At 52.9% G+C, this 16,629-nt stretch carries 15 protein-coding genes and 1 pseudogene; 11 read left to right on the top strand and 5 right to left on the bottom strand.

Translation table 11 applies throughout. From position 1 onward, the window contains the following. Positions 1-346: 346 nt before the first annotated feature. The 7 genes from JUF22_RS02010 to JUF22_RS01980 all read left to right on the top strand — a co-directional run bounded on the left by JUF22_RS02010 (position 347) and on the right by JUF22_RS01980 (position 7,452). Complete coding sequence (locus JUF22_RS02010) at positions 347-1,174, top strand: hypothetical protein (RefSeq protein ID WP_203642776.1); 828 nt, start codon at positions 347-349, stop codon at positions 1,172-1,174. Between the two features lie 191 nt (positions 1,175-1,365). Continuing rightward, entirely contained in the window at positions 1,366-3,126 is a 1,761-nt protein-coding gene (spxB, locus tag JUF22_RS02005; RefSeq protein WP_203642775.1) for a pyruvate oxidase, read from the top strand. A gap of 167 nt (positions 3,127-3,293) precedes the next feature. Then, the gene (locus tag JUF22_RS02000) at positions 3,294-3,938 is read left to right on the top strand and encodes a TetR/AcrR family transcriptional regulator (RefSeq protein WP_203642772.1); all 645 of its coding nucleotides are present in this window, start codon (positions 3,294-3,296) and stop codon (positions 3,936-3,938) included. Between the two features lie 746 nt (positions 3,939-4,684). Then, positions 4,685-5,338: an NAD(P)H-binding protein gene (locus JUF22_RS01995; RefSeq protein ID WP_203642771.1), complete on the top strand. Its 654-nt coding sequence runs from the start codon at positions 4,685-4,687 to the stop codon at positions 5,336-5,338. A 20-nt stretch (positions 5,339-5,358) separates the two neighbouring features. Then, positions 5,359-5,808 (top strand): MerR family transcriptional regulator, encoded by a 450-nt coding sequence (locus JUF22_RS01990; RefSeq protein ID WP_203642770.1) that lies wholly within the window; start codon positions 5,359-5,361, stop codon positions 5,806-5,808. A gap of 72 nt (positions 5,809-5,880) precedes the next feature. Further along, the gene (locus JUF22_RS01985) at positions 5,881-6,357 is read left to right on the top strand and encodes a flavodoxin family protein (protein ID WP_203642768.1); all 477 of its coding nucleotides are present in this window, start codon (positions 5,881-5,883) and stop codon (positions 6,355-6,357) included. A gap of 51 nt (positions 6,358-6,408) precedes the next feature. Next, positions 6,409-7,452 (top strand): zinc-dependent alcohol dehydrogenase family protein, encoded by a 1,044-nt coding sequence (locus tag JUF22_RS01980; RefSeq protein WP_203642767.1) that lies wholly within the window; start codon positions 6,409-6,411, stop codon positions 7,450-7,452. An 82-nt stretch (positions 7,453-7,534) separates the two neighbouring features. On the opposite strand, the gene JUF22_RS01975 is transcribed toward JUF22_RS01980, so the two are convergent. Together JUF22_RS01975 and JUF22_RS01970 are read right to left on the bottom strand one after the other, a co-directional pair. Further along, positions 7,535-9,343, bottom strand: a complete 1,809-nt coding sequence (locus tag JUF22_RS01975) for a UvrD-helicase domain-containing protein (RefSeq protein ID WP_203642766.1) — start codon at positions 9,341-9,343, stop codon at positions 7,535-7,537. A gap of 200 nt (positions 9,344-9,543) precedes the next feature. After that, the gene (locus tag JUF22_RS01970; protein ID WP_203642765.1) at positions 9,544-10,134 is read right to left on the bottom strand and encodes an NAD(P)H-dependent oxidoreductase; all 591 of its coding nucleotides are present in this window, start codon (positions 10,132-10,134) and stop codon (positions 9,544-9,546) included. A 99-nt stretch (positions 10,135-10,233) separates the two neighbouring features. On the opposite strand from JUF22_RS01970, the gene JUF22_RS01965 reads away from it, so the two are divergent. Continuing rightward, positions 10,234-10,806 carry a Crp/Fnr family transcriptional regulator gene (locus tag JUF22_RS01965; protein ID WP_203642757.1) on the top strand — a complete coding sequence of 191 codons (573 nt, stop codon included), beginning with the start codon at positions 10,234-10,236 and terminating at the stop codon, positions 10,804-10,806. Positions 10,807-10,876: 70 nt separating this feature from the next. Here the strand turns inward: JUF22_RS01965 and JUF22_RS13885 are convergent, their stop codons facing one another. Next, entirely contained in the window at positions 10,877-11,011 is a 135-nt protein-coding gene (locus JUF22_RS13885; protein ID WP_373306100.1) for a hypothetical protein, read from the bottom strand. A 315-nt stretch (positions 11,012-11,326) separates the two neighbouring features. On the opposite strand from JUF22_RS13885, the gene JUF22_RS01955 reads away from it, so the two are divergent. The 3 genes and pseudogenes from JUF22_RS01955 to JUF22_RS01945 all read left to right on the top strand — a co-directional run bounded on the left by JUF22_RS01955 (position 11,327) and on the right by JUF22_RS01945 (position 13,794). Continuing rightward, positions 11,327-12,667: an MFS transporter gene (locus tag JUF22_RS01955; protein WP_203642755.1), complete on the top strand. Its 1,341-nt coding sequence runs from the start codon at positions 11,327-11,329 to the stop codon at positions 12,665-12,667. Between the two features lie 28 nt (positions 12,668-12,695). Beyond that, positions 12,696-13,352, top strand: a pseudogene (locus JUF22_RS01950) (NAD(P)H-binding protein). Between the two features lie 79 nt (positions 13,353-13,431). After that, positions 13,432-13,794 carry a nuclear transport factor 2 family protein gene (locus JUF22_RS01945; RefSeq protein WP_203642754.1) on the top strand — a complete coding sequence of 121 codons (363 nt, stop codon included), beginning with the start codon at positions 13,432-13,434 and terminating at the stop codon, positions 13,792-13,794. Positions 13,795-14,568: 774 nt separating this feature from the next. Here JUF22_RS01945 and JUF22_RS01940 read toward each other — a convergent pair. Continuing rightward, the gene (locus tag JUF22_RS01940; protein WP_203642753.1) at positions 14,569-14,772 is read right to left on the bottom strand and encodes a hypothetical protein; all 204 of its coding nucleotides are present in this window, start codon (positions 14,770-14,772) and stop codon (positions 14,569-14,571) included. A 74-nt stretch (positions 14,773-14,846) separates the two neighbouring features. Further along, positions 14,847-16,484 carry a malolactic enzyme gene (locus tag JUF22_RS01935; protein WP_203642752.1) on the bottom strand — a complete coding sequence of 546 codons (1,638 nt, stop codon included), beginning with the start codon at positions 16,482-16,484 and terminating at the stop codon, positions 14,847-14,849. Positions 16,485-16,629 lie beyond the last annotated feature (145 nt).

Raw genomic sequence — 16,629 nt, 5'->3', positions numbered from 1 at the left:
CAGCCAGTTAAACCTAGAGTCTATTCCGAATCAGAATTAGATTCGGCGTTTGTCACGATGCTTAAGAAGAGATTGTTGTCTGCGGCGTCACGGCCGGATCTGACAGAGACGCAGTTAGCTAAGCTTCTGGACCAGCAATTTGGAAAATAGATATGAAATTTTCAAATAGTTTTGAACCGGCAATCACCCGCAAGTCAGGGGTGGATGGCCGGTTTTTCTATAGATTCAGAATAATCAAGTGAGCCCCCAAGGTTGGATGGTAATTCCAACCTTAGGGGCTTATGATTAAGCTTAATTTGAAAAATAGGTGGGACGGTAAAAGGTCTCTGGAAACGAGTGGGTAAGGATGAAAAGAAAAATCACGTTAGGGTTGATTGTCTTGCTGTCTTTGATGCTAGTGGCGTGTGGGCAGCAGGCGACTAATCGGCAGAATCAGCGTGCCAGCGGTGATGAAATAGCGTTTGGCAGAACTGGGCAAACGGCGAAGAGCCAGGTTTGGTACGGCATTAAAGGAACCGCGCAACCGAGTTCAAGGTCGACGTTGACCTCGGTAACGATCACCCAGAATGGCAAGGCCACCTCGTTTCAGGTTCCCGCGTCGTTCACATTAGCAGACGCCGCTAAGCTATCCGTTGAACAGGTGAAGCAAAAGAGCGCGGCAATGGCGAAGCAGGCGTTTACCCAAAAACGACGAGCACTGCTCACGTCAATTAAGGGAGCCTTGTCTGCAGAGAAAAAGATTTTGAAGACTGACCAAAACGCTACCGTGGTTAGTTATGCAGCGGTGAAGATGGATAGACGGATCATCGCTAATTATCAACGGCTGTTGACGCGTACGGCGCAGACCAGATTTAAAAAGCCCCGACCCTTGCCGTTTGCCGTAGCGGTCGTGAAAAAGACTGGCCGAGTCAAACAGGAAATGATTAAGGTTGAGAGTTATGCTTTTACAGGCGCAGTCAATAACCCCAACAATCAATCGCTTAACTACCAAAAGACCAGTCGCAAAATTTTCCCTAAGTCATACACGCAGACGTCGTCCAAGGCTGTCAAAATTGGTCATGACTATTTTGGCTACTACCATTACGCGGTGGGCAATGATTCGGGGTATGCCCTGACCAAGGTTGCGGGGCCCAACGCCAACGTAAAATTTGATACGGCATCGATTAAAGGCTAAACGGGGTAGCTAACCCGCGTTTGTTCGGTTTTCACTGAAAACGGTTGCTGTGAAATTAATCACTAACAAAAAGTAAGTAGAATTACTGGCTTTTCCCCAAACAGTGGACTATGATGTCACTGTTAAGTAAGTTTGAGGCATTTCGACCAGGATTTATTAGCCGCGATGACCATTAAGGAGTGCGAGTGATTATGGCAAAAATGATTGCAGGACAAGCGCTAGTTAAGGTTTTAGAAGCATGGGATGTGAACCACATTTACGGAATTCCCGGTGGGTCAATTAACCATACTGTAGAAGGTCTGTATTTAGAAAAGGATCATATCGATTATATTCAGGTCCGTCACGAAGAAGTCGGGGCCTTAGCCGCCGCGGCTGACGCCAAGTTCACCGGTAAGATCGGTGTCGCCTTTGGGTCCGCGGGCCCTGGTGCCACGCACCTCTTCAATGGCTTGTACGATGCCAAGATGGATCACGTGCCCGTTTTGGCCCTGGTCGGCCAGGTGCCACAGGCTGCGATGAACACGAACTACTTCCAAGAAATGGACGAGACGCCAATGTTTAGCGACGTGGCCGTCTACAACCGCACGGCCACCACGGCGGAACAACTGCCTTACGTGGTCAACCAAGCCATTCGTGAAGCTTACCGCCAAAAGGGCCCAGCCGTGGTCATCATTCCTGAAGACCTGGCTGCCACCGAAATTGACTACGAACCCGTCAAGACGCCAAACGTTGTCTCCAACACGTTTAGCGAAACCATCGACCCAGCCGCAGTGACTGCGACCATGAAATTACTCAAGGCTGCTAAGCACCCATTGATCTACGCGGGCCGCGGCTTACTTGGGGCGCGCGACGAACTGGTTAAGTTCAGCGAACAATTTAATATCCCAGTGATCAACACGGTGCCCGCTACCGGGGTGATTCCTACGAACCATCCGAATGCTATCGGGACGTTTGGCCGTTTGGGGTCCAAGTCCGGCTTTGAAGCCTTACAACACACGGACTTGATTCTCTTTCTGGGTTCGGAATTTCCATTCGCCCAGTTCTGGCCAAAGGATATTAAGATCATTCAAGTGAACGATAATTCTTTTGATATTGGTAAAATGGTGCCGGTCGATTACGCCGTGATCAGTGACGCCAAGAGTTACCTGCAGGCCATGATTGCTACGGGTGAAACGTTGCCAGAAACGACTTGGCTGACGGCCAACCGGCAAAACAAGGCTAACTGGAACCAATGGCTCGATCAACTGGCTGCCGATGACAGTCACGGTCTGGCGCCAGAGGCCGTTACCAAAAAGATTGCTTCCATGGTCGGTCCCAAGGATACTTACGGGGTCGATACCGGGAACGTGTCCGAATGGGCCGTTCGGGGGTTGCCAATGGATCAGGACCAACGTTTCGCCTTATCTGGCTTATTTGCCACGATGGGTTATGGTCTGCCAGCCGGGTTAGCCGGGGCGTTGAGCGTGCCCGACGCCCAATCCTGGTCACTGTCCGGGGATGGTGGCTTTGCGATGGTCGCACCTGATATCATTACCGAAGCGCGTTATCAATTGCCCGTCATCAACGTGGTCTTCAGTAACCGGCGCTTCGGCTTCATTTACCGGGAACAGGTCGACACGAAACAACACCTGTACGGGGTCGATTTGACCGATGCCGACTGGGCTAAGGTGGGCGAAGGCCTGGGGGCCATTGGTTTTACGGTCACCAACAACCAAGAGGTCGAAACGGTCTTTGACCAAATCAAGGACCTGCAGGCCAAGGGCAACCGCAAGCCAATCGTGGTCAACGCCGTCATCAAGGACGACGACCCCATCGGCACGGCCTTCATGCCACTGGATGCCAAGCTCTACGGGCAAGACGCCGTGGATGCCTACGCCAAGGAGAATCACATCGACTTGAAAGCACAACCCGCTTTAGGCGAATTACTGCGGGCTCAGGGCGACAACCTGTAATTTAAAGCTGAAATGATAAAATGCGAGTTCCCAAATAGTTGGGGCTCGCATTTTTTGCGTTAATTCACTAATTGCGTCATCGTCTACTTAAGAAATTTAGACAAATAGCATAGCTAGTAGTCTAACTAGTTGGTAAATGTTATTCTAGACATAGAGGAGTTGAACCTATGATTAACCAAAAAGACCTAACCATCAAATTAAATCACGTCATCTTGATCCAAGGTTTTCAAAAACTATCCATGAGCAAGCTCGCTACGGCGGTCGGAATCAGCCGGGCCAGCCTCTACCTGTACTTTAAAAATAAGGACGACATCGTCCAGGCAGTGGTGGACCGCCATCTGAAATTTATTGCGGAACATCCCGTGCCCAAGCAATTTTCCCCGGCGACCTTCCTGCCAATCTGGCTTGATTCGCTGTTACTGATGGGGTCAACGACGACCACGTTTACGACCGACCTGCGCAAGGGTTACCCGGAACTATCTGCCACGTTCACTGCGGCCTATCACGACTACTTTGAACAGTTGCGCGTCTACGTGGGCCAGGCCCAGACCAGTCAATTTATCTATGATCTGTACACGCCAGACTATGTGATCTTTCAGGCGAAAACGCTGATTTGCGGGGTGCTGGACCAGGTCCGTAACCGGCAATTGTCGCTGGATCAGGCCGGTGAGTACCTAGAGTCTACGCTGCATTTTCAACTGGCTGGCTTGTTGGCTCCTAGCAGTCAGGCCCAACTGGATGTGAAGCAGGTTGCGGGATTCGAGGCGACGGTGCTACGCGAGTTCCGCGAGACATACGCTTTGATTGTGTAGTGGCTAAATGGCGGGTTAACTACGCCTCCGGGTTGGTGAAAATAAGGCGGGACGCTGTGGGCGAACGCCCGGAGCCAAAAGGCGGTCTCCGGGCTTACTTTGAGCCGCTGAGGAGCGCGTCTCAAAGATATCAGTTATCTAAGCGGTAAACCGCTAAGATAACTCCCACGGCTGACCATATTTTCACCACCCCTGCGGCTGACACTGGTTGTGGCCGTTACGCAATAAGTTGTTTACCTTACTACTATTACTTAAAATAAGGCAGGACGCTGTGGGCGAACGCCCGGAGCCAAAAAGCGGTCTCGGAGCTTACTTTGAGCCGCTGAGGAACGCGTCTCAAAGATATCAGTTATCTAAGCGGTAAACCACTAAGATAACTCCCACGGCTGACCATATTTTCACCACCCCTGCGGCTGACACTGGTTTTGACCGTTACGCAATAAGTTGGTTACCTTCTATTTGTTACTTAAAAAACACGCTAAAGCACCACAGACTCTGGATTGTTAGGGGTTGTGGTGCTTTTTGCGTCAACGACAAAGTATGTCCTTAACACTTTAAAATTTGGCCAATGCTGGCAACCGTTGTGCCTAATAATTAGGGAAAGGTCATTTATTTTGAAAAAAGTTCACCGTTTCCCTTGCCTTAAAGTGCACATCAAGGGGTAACCTAGGGTCATTCAGTTGTGCGTCACCAAGTTGCCAAGCGGGTTGAACGCTGTTTGGCCCAGACAAAGGAGTCTTAAAATAATGCTTAAAAACATTTTGATTTTAGCCGCTAACGGGCAGATCGCCCGGTTAGTTGAAAACCGAATTTTAACTGAACCGACCTTTAAAGATGTTGACCTGACCCTGTTTCTACGTGATGCCAGCCGCCTCAGTCAGTTACGGGACAATCCCCGCGTGACCCTGATTGACGGGGATATCACCGATGAAGGTGCTGTGCAATCCGCCATGGCCGGGCAAGACCTGGTCTTCGTGGCGGTTGTCGATCATGATGGGCAAAATCGCCTGACGAAAAACGTCATTAGTGCCATGCAGGCGACCCACGTTGAGCGGGTGCTGTTCACCAACGTTCTAGGGATTTACAACGAAGTCGGCGGGGCGTTTGGCCGTTGGAACCTGGACATGATTGGGGCTGGCATGGCACTCGCACGGCGGTCCGATGCGCTTTTAGCCGATTCCGGGTTGGACTACACGACGCTGCGGTTGCCCTGGTTGAATGACCGCGGCATCAGCTACAGCGTGACGACCAAGGACCAGCCGTATGAAGGTGTCTCTGGTTCGCGGGCCAGCGTGGCCGACGTCGTTTTGAAGATGATTGCGGACCCGACCCGCTACAGTCGTGATAGTATTGGGATGGCGGACCCCACAACCGAGGGGCAAGACCGGCCCGTCTACTAAGCTGAAGGAGCTGAATTGAGATGAATATTAAAGAAGCCAGTGAAAAAACGGGGGTCTCCTCCGCAGCCATTCGTTACTACGAAAAGGAATCCCTGATTCCCGCCATCGACCGGACGCCGGTGGGCAACCGGGATATTGACGACCGAATCATTCGACGGATTCGCTTCGTGACGCAGATGCGGGCCGCGGGGATGAGCATTGAAAATCTCCGTCGTTACATTCAATTATTTGATGCACAAGAAGATAACGCCAAGGAACAAAAGGCCCTCTTACAGGAACAGCTGGGGGTCATGGAAGAAAAGCGTGACGACCTCCAAGCGGCCATTGACCATCTGAACTACAAACTCAATCATTTCTACGACCACATGGAATCTACCGAGGAAGAATTGCGGGCACTGGAGCGTGAGCACACCGATAAGGTTGCCAAGCAAGATGATGCACCGGATGATGACATTGCCCATAACTTCTAATTTTTCCTTGCCTTCAAGTAACTGTAAGGTCGTATGCTAGAGGTAACAAATTAGAAAAAAGGGGATTTTAGTATGGCCACAAAAGTGTTGATCGTTGATTATTCATGGTCCGGAAATACCGCTAAGCTAGCAACGGCACTTCAACGAGTGACGGGCGCGACGCAGGTTGAGCTGACCGTTCCAGCGGGGACCTTTCCCCAGGATATGTACGCGACTTCGGACGTGGCGAATCAACAACTGGCCAGCGGTGACTTGCCGGAGTTAACCAGCCAACTGCCTGACCTCACGCAGTTTGACACGATTCTGGTTGGCGGTCCCGTTTGGTCGGGCAAGGTCGCCACACCGGTCCGTAGCCTGTTAGGGCAACTCGCCACCTATACTGGCACGCTGGCGCCGTTTTACACGGACGCTGGGACACCGGGTGATTACGAAGCGGACTTCGCCGGACTAGCCCCACAAGCAAACGTGGTCCCAGGCCTCGGCCTGACCGCGGGTGACTTGGCCACGGCGGACCAGCCGCTGACGACCTGGTGGGAAAGTTTTAAGTAACCCCTTGTCAGATAGATTAATGACAGTTAGAAAAATATTGGAGGATGACCTATGAAAACAGCAGTCTTCGTTGAACCGGGCAAAGTGGAAGCCCAAGAATTACCCAAGCCAACCGTGAAGAACTCCACCGACGCCGTTTTAAAAATCGTGCGCGCCTGTGTCTGTGGCTCCGACCTCTGGTGGTACCGCGGCATTAACGACCGCCAAAAGAAGACGCCAGTCGGCCATGAAGCCATTGGTATCGTGGAAACGGTTGGGAGCGACGTCACCAACGTCCAGCCTGGTGACTTTGTCATTGCGCCCTTCACCCACGGCTGTGGTCATTGTGCGGCCTGTTTAGCCGGTTTCGATGGTGACTGTGAAAATGCCCGGACCGACGATGAAATCGTGGGTTACCAGGGTGAATACTTACGGTTCAAGAACGCCGACTGGGCCCTGGTTAAGGTTCCGGGTCAGCCAAGCGACTACTCCGACGCCCAACTGAACGACCTGTTAACGTTGGCCGATGTCATGGCGACCGGCTACCATGCCGCTGCGACTGCCGAAGTCAAAGACGGCGACACGGTTGTCGTGATGGGCGACGGTGCCGTGGGTTTGTGTGGTGTGATTGCGGCTAAATTGCGGGGTGCCAAGCGCATCATCGCCATGAGCCGTCACGCCGACCGTCAAGCCTTAGCCACGGAATTTGGTGCGACCGATATCGTGGCCGAACGGGGCGATGACGCGGTTAAACGCGTGATGGACCTGACCGATGGCGCCGGGGCTGACGCCGTGCTTGAATGTGTCGGGACGGCACAATCCGTTGAAACGGCTGTGAAGGTGGCCCGTGCCGGGGCCGTAGTGGGTCGTGTCGGGGTTCCTCAGAAAGCTGAAATGAACACCAACGACTTATTCTGGAAGAACATCGGCCTGCGCGGCGGGATTGCTTCCGTCACCACTTACGACCGTGCCGTCTTGCTGGATGCTGTTTTGAAGGGTGAAATTCACCCGGGGAAGGTCTTCACAAAGCGCTTTGACCTCGATCATGTGGCTGACGCTTATGACGCTATGGATAAGCGGGAAGCCATTAAATCGTTGTTAGTGATTAGCGAGTAATTCTAACTAATTTAATTATTAATAATACAATTATTAAAAAAGACACGCATCAATTAAGATGTGTGTCTTTTTTGCAAGCTCGTTATTTAATCAAAATCAAACCCTTAGTTCCCCGCGAAGCCGCCACATACCGGCGATTGTCGCCGAGGGGGTCGTCCGTATAGAAGCCAGCCGTCCAGTCGGTAACCACGGTGAAGTCAAACTCCAAGCCCTTGGCTACGGTCAGCGGCATGATATTGATGCCCGGGCGAACGGTTCGCGTACCTTCACCGGTAAGCAGTTGGGCGGCTGGCAATTGCGCGGCGAGCTCGGTTGCCCGTTGCGGCGAGGGTGTCAGGACGCCAATGCTTTGGCCGGTGGTCACTGGTAGGTCCGCAAGCACGTCTTTTAAATCAGCATTTTCCAAGACTTGGGGCGCCGTGCCCGCGGTCTGAACCGCCTGAATCGTGGTTCGCCAATCACCCGCAAACTGGGCGAAGAACCGTGTGATCTCGCCGGTTGCGCGGTAGCTGGTGGTGAGGTGGCGCACCGCCGTTTGGGCCGGGTCAAAGTAGTCGGCAATCGTGATGGCCTGGCCCGTCAGCCGTTGGCGATGGTCGCCCACGATGGTGAGGTCGGCGTTGTGGTAGAGGGCCGTCAGAAATAGCCAGGTGTCGGCGGCGTAGTCCTGGGCCTCATCCACAAAGAGTGCCGCGGTGGTGGTTTGCTGGAAGTTCGTGAAGCGAAGCAGAAGGTAGAGTTGGTCATAGGGGGTCAGTTCAGCCAGTCCCAGTTCCTGCGCAAACGCTGGCCAGTCGAGCCATTGGTTGATGTCTTCCGGCACGCGGTCAACAGCCTGTAGCCAGCGCCAGGCCCGTTGCATGCGGGACAGGAGCGCCGTGCGGTCGTTGGATTGCGCGTACGCTGCTGGGGCCAGACCGGCCGGTGTTTGGACCAAGGGGTCTTGGATGATTTTGGCCAGTTCGGCGAGGTGGTTGCCGTCCGTCGTTGGGATGGTCACCCCAAATCGCCGGCCCCAGGATTGGACCAAATGTAGGTAGGTGGTGCTCAGCGGTTCGGCCTCACCTAATGCCGGCAGCACGCCGCGAATGTAGCGGCTGAAGGCGACGTTAGGCGTCAGAATCAGAATGTCCTCCGGCGTCCAGCTATCGCGGTGGCGGTACAGCTGGTAGGCCACGCGCTGCAGGAGCACGGAGGTCTTGCCACTGCCGGCCACCCCGTCGACCAGGACGATGGGCTGACGACTTTCACGGATAATGGCGTTCTGTTCCTGTTGAATGGTGGCCGTGATTTCCTGGAGCCCACCGCTGCGATTACTGGCGAGCACATCTAGTAACAGCGGGTCGCCGATGGCCGCGTTGGTGTCGATGACCTGTTGAAGCTGGTCGTGGTCAATGATAAATTGTTGGCGCTGGGTCACGGTCACGGGAATGGTGCGCCCGTTAGCCTGATAGCTGGTCGCGCCGGTCCGGTTGGCGTAGTACGCGTCGGCCACGGGGGCCCGCCAATCGTAAATCAGGTCGTTGGTATTTTCATCGGTATAGCCGACCTTGCCGAGATAGAGGGCCTCCGCATCGCCGTCGCCAAAGTCGAGTTGCAGCTTGGCAAAGTAGGCTTGGGGCAAGAGCAATTGCGCATGGGTCAGGCGGGTAACGGCCGTATCGTGGCGGGCGTTCAGAGCATCAATTTGCCGGTTGCCGGCTTCGATACTGGCAAAGGTCTCCAGCTGATCACTGAAGGTCCCCAGGTCGAGATGGCCCTCACCGTTGAGCTGTTGCTTCATGGCGCGGGCCGTGGCGGTCAGCTCGGCCAATTGCTGAGTGAGTCGCTGACTGTCGGTCGTTAATCGTTGGTAAATCTCCTGTAGATGGTGAGCCTCTGATTGTGCCATCCAATCACCTCCGAGGCCTCTAGTTTACGCGCTTTAGCGGCAATGACCAGTCTGTTTTTCGCGGGACGGCCATGGTATAATAGATATGGGGAAAGGGACGGGTGTCCGAAATGTGGTGCCCAGCCTTTAACCGTAAAAATTAATGATTAATAACAAAAAACACGTTGTAACTTTAATTAGTTAGAACGTGTTTTTAAAAATTAAATGGTGAATCTCTGCAGAATCTGTTGCCGCTGAGCCAACGTTTTCTTCTCGACCTGGGCGAAGTTGTGCCATTTGAAATGCCAAAGACGGGTCTTCAGGAAGGTCCCCCGAAAGAGAAGCTTGGCCAGAGGCGCGCCAAACACCAGGCGATAAAGCAGGTTAGGCGTACTCATGGTCGTGATGATGTCGATCCGCGGTTGCTTGGTCAGCTTGGTCTTCATGGTGTCGGCCTGATACAGCTGCCCCTTGGCGTAGACCTTGTCGAGAAAGCCCTTGGTCATGGCCGGCATGACTTCCCACCAAACTGGGAACATGAAGATGATGCGGTCGGCCGTGAGCAGGCGTTGCTGGTAGTCGGCGGCCTGCGGGTCAGTGGCCTGTCCACGGCGCCAATTGCTAAGGTCGGCGGCGGACATGACCGGGTTGAAGCCATCCGCATGGAGATCCATTAAATCAATTTCATTATTTTCCTGACGCAACTGGGTCATGACGCGTTGTAGCAGCGCTGCTAAGAATGAGCGGTGGTGGGGTACGTTGTTGCCAGCGGTTGCGGTGTAGGGATGATCAAAGACGATAACAGTTTTCATAAGTAAGACCTCGTTTTTAATTAATACAGTGAGTATAGACGGGGTGCCCGTCATCGGCATTAACATATGTTAACGGGGTCAGTGAAAGGGGACGGCAACATGGTCGCACCAGCCTACTTAGTTCAAAAATTTCCGGAAATTGGCGCGCACTGGGCAGAATTACAGGATTTGTTCGTCACTAAAAAGGTTCCTGCTGGCACGACGCTACTCGCGGAGGGGGACGTGGCCACCGAAATTTTTATCATCACCCAAGGGGCACTGCGGCTCTGGCATAATAGTGCGGGTAAGGACGTAACTCTCCAATTTTTCTTCGAGAATCAGCTGGTTTCTTCCTTTGAAAGCTTCTACCTGGGACAGCCCAGTGGTTTTTCGATTGAGAGTTTCGAGGACACCCAGGTCCTGATGCTCAGCCGGGCGGGCGCCAATCGCATTCAACAAAAATATCCAGCGATTGAACCCGCCGTTACGCGGTTCGTTTGCGAACGGTTCATCGCCTACCGCAACATTTTCTTCGACCAGCTCCAGTATTCGCCGGTTGAGCGTTACCAGAAGTTGGCAACAGATGCCCCGGAAATTTTGGACCGTGTGCCGCTACACTTGGTGGCGTCTTACTTGGGGATGACACCGGTGTCGCTGAGTCGGATTCGGACGCGATTGAAGGCACAAGATTAGGAATGATAGCTTCAAAAAGGCGTGGCTTAGACTTATCCTGAAGGTTCAGGTAAATCTAAGCCACGTCTTTTTAGTGGTTAGTGTTAGGCTCGTTGGAGTTGGCTGCGAGAAATTGCTGTTCACTACGTCTGATCTTTGCCATTAGAGACGTGTTTGAAGTGATCTTTAGCGTCTCAATCAAGGAATCGTATTCTGGGACTGACAGGACAACGACATTATTTTTACCGCCAGGGGTTGTGACGATGAGCGGTTCAGGATTCTCGTAAAACGGCTTTTAGATATGTTTTCAGATTTTTACTGAAACGTGTATAAGTTACGGTTGGCATATCCGAATCACGTCCTTTGTATAGCAAACGGTACAGGACTTGATGGCTAGTTACAACAATAATGACTTGCCTAATGTGGTGTGCGGTACTTGGGTATATTGGTTCTAAAAACTTTTTTCAAATTTCACCTTGCCTTGAAGTCCAGGTGAAGGTCTAAACTCCTAATCATTCACTTAAAGGCGAGGAGCAAAATTATGGCAAAACAAAAACGATTCGACTGGATTTTATTGGTCATTTTAATGAGTTACTTCATGATTCTCTTAGACAACTCGATCATCTTCACGGGGACGGTCAAGATTGCCCAGGACTTAAATTTAAATCAGGCAACCCTGTCCTGGGTCAGCAGTGCCTATTCACTGACGTTCGGTGGCTTCCTGTTGCTGGGCGGTCGGGCCGGAGATTTATTTGGCCGGCGGCGAGTCTTCGAGCTGGGGCTGATTTTGTTTGGTCTCGGGTCACTGTTAGTCGGGTTAGCCGTTAACGCCCCGATGATCATTGCCTCACGGGCATTTCAAGGCGTGGGTTCGGCCATTTTGGAACCAACCACGCTGGCAATTCTAATGGACACCTACGAGGGTACCGAACGGACCAAAGCGATTGCGTACTACGGGGCCATGGCCGGTATCGGTGCCAGCGTCAGCCTGGTCATCGGCGGGGTTTTCGCTAGCCTGTTGACCTGGCGGGTGGGCTTCTTTATGAACGTGCCAATTAGTATCTGGATGTTCTATTTGGCCGTTAAGCATTTAAACAAGGATAATAGTCAGTCCGGAAAATTAGATTGGCTGGGGACCTTTAGTTCCTTAATTGGGATGAGCGCCTTGGTCTACAGCATCATTGGTGACTGGGCCAAGCTGCCGGCCTTTCTGTTAGCCGTGCTCTTCCTAGCCCTTTTCATTTATCAAGAGCACCGGACGGGTCAACCCATTATGCCGCTGCGATTGTTTACCGACCGTGAGCGGATTGGCGCCTACGTGGGCCGGTTCCTCTACTTGGGCGCGATGATGGGCTTCTGGTTCATCACGCCACAGCTGATGCAAAACCAATTGGGCTTCAGCGCGCTGATGGCCGGCGTGGCCTTCTTCCCACTGACCATCGTTAACTTTATCATTGCGCTACAGGTCGCCCGGTTGACGGCTAAATGGGGCAATGGGGGTCTTCTGGTCACCGGGATTGCGTTGACGGCAGCGGGGATGCTCTGGTTGAGTTTCTTCGCACCCGAAACGGGTTACTGGTGGGGAATCGCTGCACCTATGGTGGTTATCGGCGTGGGCCAAGGATTTTCCCTGAGCCCCTTCACGGCAGCTGGGGTTGCCCATACCCGGGGGACTGACGCCGGTGCCGCTTCGGGGGTCGTCAACGTCATGCATCAGATTGGGGGCTCAGTTGGGCTGTCGGTTCTGGTGACGACGCAGAGCTTGTTTAGTGGGCAAGTCATTGGGTTCCAGCACGCAATTTTTATGGGTGCCGGCTTGTTGGGACTGGCATTGCTTGCGGCTATCTTTTTGATTGTTCCGGGAGAACGGCAAAAAAATTAATTTCAAAATAGTGCTTGCCTTGAAGTAACTGCAAGGCACTACACTAAGGTTATTCAAAAACGAGTTGGAGGAAATCAGCATGACAAACATCTTAATCATTGGCGCAACGGGTTCTGTGGGCAGTGTCACCCGGCAATACTTTTTAGACAATACGGACGATCAACTGACCCTGATGGCACGGAGCACGAACCGGTTGGGTAGCCTGAATGCCGACCGCGAGCGGGATCTGGCTGGCAGTGTGACCGATGCGGCGACGTTGAAGACGGCCTTGCAGGGCCAAGATGTGGTGTTCGCGGCCTTGAGCGGTAACCTGGCGGGGATGGCCCAAAGCTTGGTGACCGCGATGGATGCGGCTGGTGTCAAACGGCTGTTGTTCATTGCCTCCATGGGCATTTACAACGAAATTCCCTCTAGCCTGGGTGCCAGTGGTAACCTGTAAAGCAATCCCATGCTACGCGGTTACCGAGCGGCGGCGGATGTGATTGAAGCCTCTGACTTGAATTACACGGTCATTCGTCCCGGTTGGTTTGATGGCGGCAATGATACCGACTACGAGGTCACTAAGAAGGGTGAACCATTTGGGGGCCAAGACGTGTCGCGCAAGAGCATTGCCGACTTGGTGATGCGGTTGGCTCATGATGAAACGCTGGGTTCCCGTGGCAGCCTAGGTATTAACCGGAAATAGTGGCTGGATATCTGGTAGCGGATTTCAAATGGTGAGGAATCTTGTCCTGAATGCAATCAATCAGAAGAAGGTCATTTAGATGAATGAAGAAATTTTAAATTTGTACCGCGCGTACAATATCGCCATGGCCGCCGATGACACAACGGCGTTGGACCGTTTGCTGGCGCCGGACTTTACACTAACCCACATGACTGGCTACGTTCAGCCACGGGCGGAATGGTTACAGGAACTGGACCAGGGCACGATGCGTTACTTTTCCTCTGTGGAAGAACACGTGACGATGCAACCGACCGCTACGGGCTGGCAATTAGTGGGGCAGAACCGCGTCACCGCCAGCATCCACGGCAGTGGTAAACATGCGTGGCCGTTGCACACGGAGATGGTGATTCAACAGGTTGCCGGCAACTGGCAGATCATGTCAGCCGTCGTGACCACGTATTAGGGTTAATCAGTAAGAATGTTTCACATGAAACAACGCCAGCTTGGTCACTAGTGACTAGGGCTGGCGTTGTTTGGGTTAAGGGTGAATTAATGTGATATGCGACTTAAATCATCAAGATCACCGGGGTTGTTGAAGACACGGAGGGAATCGTTAGAAATGTGGAGGTTTGGTGGTTTGTTATCGAGATGAGCAATACTTGATTTTAAATATTGGGAATCAGCTGCTTCTCATGGTATACTGAACACAACAAAGGCGAAGGTGATGGAACACCCCCGCCAATGGCAGAGTCGTTATTCACGACCAACAGTTTTATAGCAAACAAAAATCGTCCTAAACCTGCTGAAAGTTTAGAGGACGATTTTTATTTGTCCGGATGTTTAAACTCATGCCACGTCTTTTGTAACTTAACGATAGCCTTAACGAGGCTCGTCAATCGATGCACCAACAGAGTACAGAGCGATATCAAAACAACGCTAAAAGCGACTAGGTCAAGTAACGTGACCGCTATCCAAGACAAGGCAACCTCCTTTCGTTTGGTATGGTGAAACGCTCTTACAACTCACGTCATAAGCCCCAGTCCCTTACAATTAGATTTGCCGGTCGTCATTAACTTCTCTACGAAATTCAGTGTACCAGAGTTGGGACGAATAACCGCCTGAAATCCCTCCATATCAGTATTTAAATGGCTTGATATAACGTTATTTGTTTTTTTCGCCAAACAAAGTAGTATGCACCAAAAAAGATTGACCTCAGTTCGCTGAGATCAATCTTTTTTTACAGCAACGGCCCTCTGAACAGAGCCGAGTTACGGTTGTGTTGAAAGTCTTGGTAGTTAGTGATGTAGGCCTTTAGCGACTCCCCGTCAATCGCATCGCTAGTGCCATGGACCCGGCCGTCCGCCAATAGGCGAGCCAGTGACGCGGGTGTATGGGCCAAGCCGTTTGCTGCTAGTAGTTTTAGTGCTGCTTCCTGAGTCATGTGAACGCCTCCCCTTGGTGTCAATCATAGGACTTTGGCGCGGGGATACAAGGAAGGCACGTGGATTTCTAAGGTTAGTTATTTTCAGGGTAAACGGGGGTCCACTTCATTTCAGCTATGGCCTGCTTGGCATCGCTAATGGGTTCCTTGTTCAGGCCCTGGTCCAGAACACTTTGGGCCACGATTTCGGCCAACTTCTGGGAGAAGGTCGTCAGTTGGCCAACGGGGGGTAAGACCGCGGCACCGGGCTCGCTGGCGTCGACCAGGCCACCCAAAGCATGACAGGCGGCGGAAAGCGTCTCGCCGTTCAAGACCTTGGCCGTGGCGGCAATCAGGCCGAAGCCCAGGCCAGGGTACATCAGCGCGTTATTGCCTTGGCCAATGTGGTACGTCGTGCCCTGGTAGTCCACGTCGCCGGCGGGAATCCCGGTCGCAATTAGGGCCTGGCCGTCCGTCCATTTGATCAGGTCGGCTGCGGTCGCCTCGGCGAGTTTCGTGGGGTTAGACAGTGGGAAAATAATTGGCCGTGGCGTGTGGGCAGCCATGTCCTTGACGATGGCCTCGGTAAACGTGCCCGGTTGCGTCGACGTCCCAATCAGAACGGTCGGATGAATCGTTTGGACCACGGCGGCTAAGCTCGTGAGCTCGTCAGCGTTGGCAAATTCGGAACGGTCACGCGTGAACGGCCGTTGGGCGGCGGTCAGATCGGGGGTGTCGGTGAACAACAGGCCCTGACGGTCGACGGCGTAGAAATGACTGCGTGCTTCGGTCTCGGACAGGCCGGCCCGCATGAGTTCGTCGAGAATCTGGTTGGCAATCCCCATGCCGGCGGTCCCGGCACCGAACGTCACGAATTTTTGATCAGTGATGGCCTCGTGAGAAATGTTGAGGGCGCCCAGAATACCGGCGAGCACGACCATTCCAGTCCCCTGGATATCGTCGTTGAAGGTGAGAAATTGGTCTTGGTATTTGTCGAGAATGACCTGCGCGTTGCCACGACCAAAGTCTTCCCAGTGTAGCAGGGATTCGGGGAACAGCTTGCGTTCGGCGGTCACAAATTTATCAATAATAGCGAGGTAGTCGTCACCGGCCATGCGACGATGATGGTTCCCCAAGTACAACGGGTCGTCCAGCAATTTCTGATTATTGGTTCCGGCATCAATGCTGACGGGCAGGACCTGGGCGGGGTCGATACCAGCCGCAGCGGTGTACACCATCAGTTTGCCCACGGCGATGTCGACCCCGTTGACGCCCCAGTCGCCCATGCCCAGAATTCCTTCGGCATCGGTGACCACGACCAAACGAATGTCCCGGCCGTCAGCGGCGTTCTGCAACGTTGCTTCGATGCTGTCGGGGTCGTCCACGGAAATGAAGGCCGCATTTTGCGGGTCCGTGAACAGGTGGCTGTATTCTTCAATGGCGTCGGCTACCGTGGGGTCGTACACGATGGGCATGAATTCCACCACGTGGTCGGCCATCAGCTTGAAGAACAGCGTCCGGTTTTCGTTGAAGATGGTCATCAAAAAGAGTCGCTTTTCAAGGTTGTTGGCCTTACTTTGATACTGGGCATAGGCCTGAGTCGCCTGCTCATCCAGCGTTTGGACGTGACTGGGCAGGGTGCCGACGAGGCCGAGGGCTTGGCGTTCGGCTGTGGTAAAGGCGGTGCCCTTGTTTAAGAAGGGGTTATTTAAAATGCTAGCTGCTGAATTCATAAATTATTTTTCCTCCAAATTTCAATTTAATGGATTAAAGATCTCGTCGTTTCGCCTCCGGACCGGTGAAAACTGAGCCGGAACGCTGTGGTGTTCGTTCCCGACGGCGAATTCAAAGTGCCCTGCTGTGGGGCCGGTTCCAGCC

This window comes from Levilactobacillus lanxiensis (genome assembly GCF_016861655.1).
In the GTDB taxonomy this organism is placed as follows: Bacteria; Bacillota; Bacilli; order Lactobacillales; family Lactobacillaceae; genus Levilactobacillus; species Levilactobacillus lanxiensis.
This window is presented reverse-complemented; position numbering and strand designations above follow the sequence as displayed.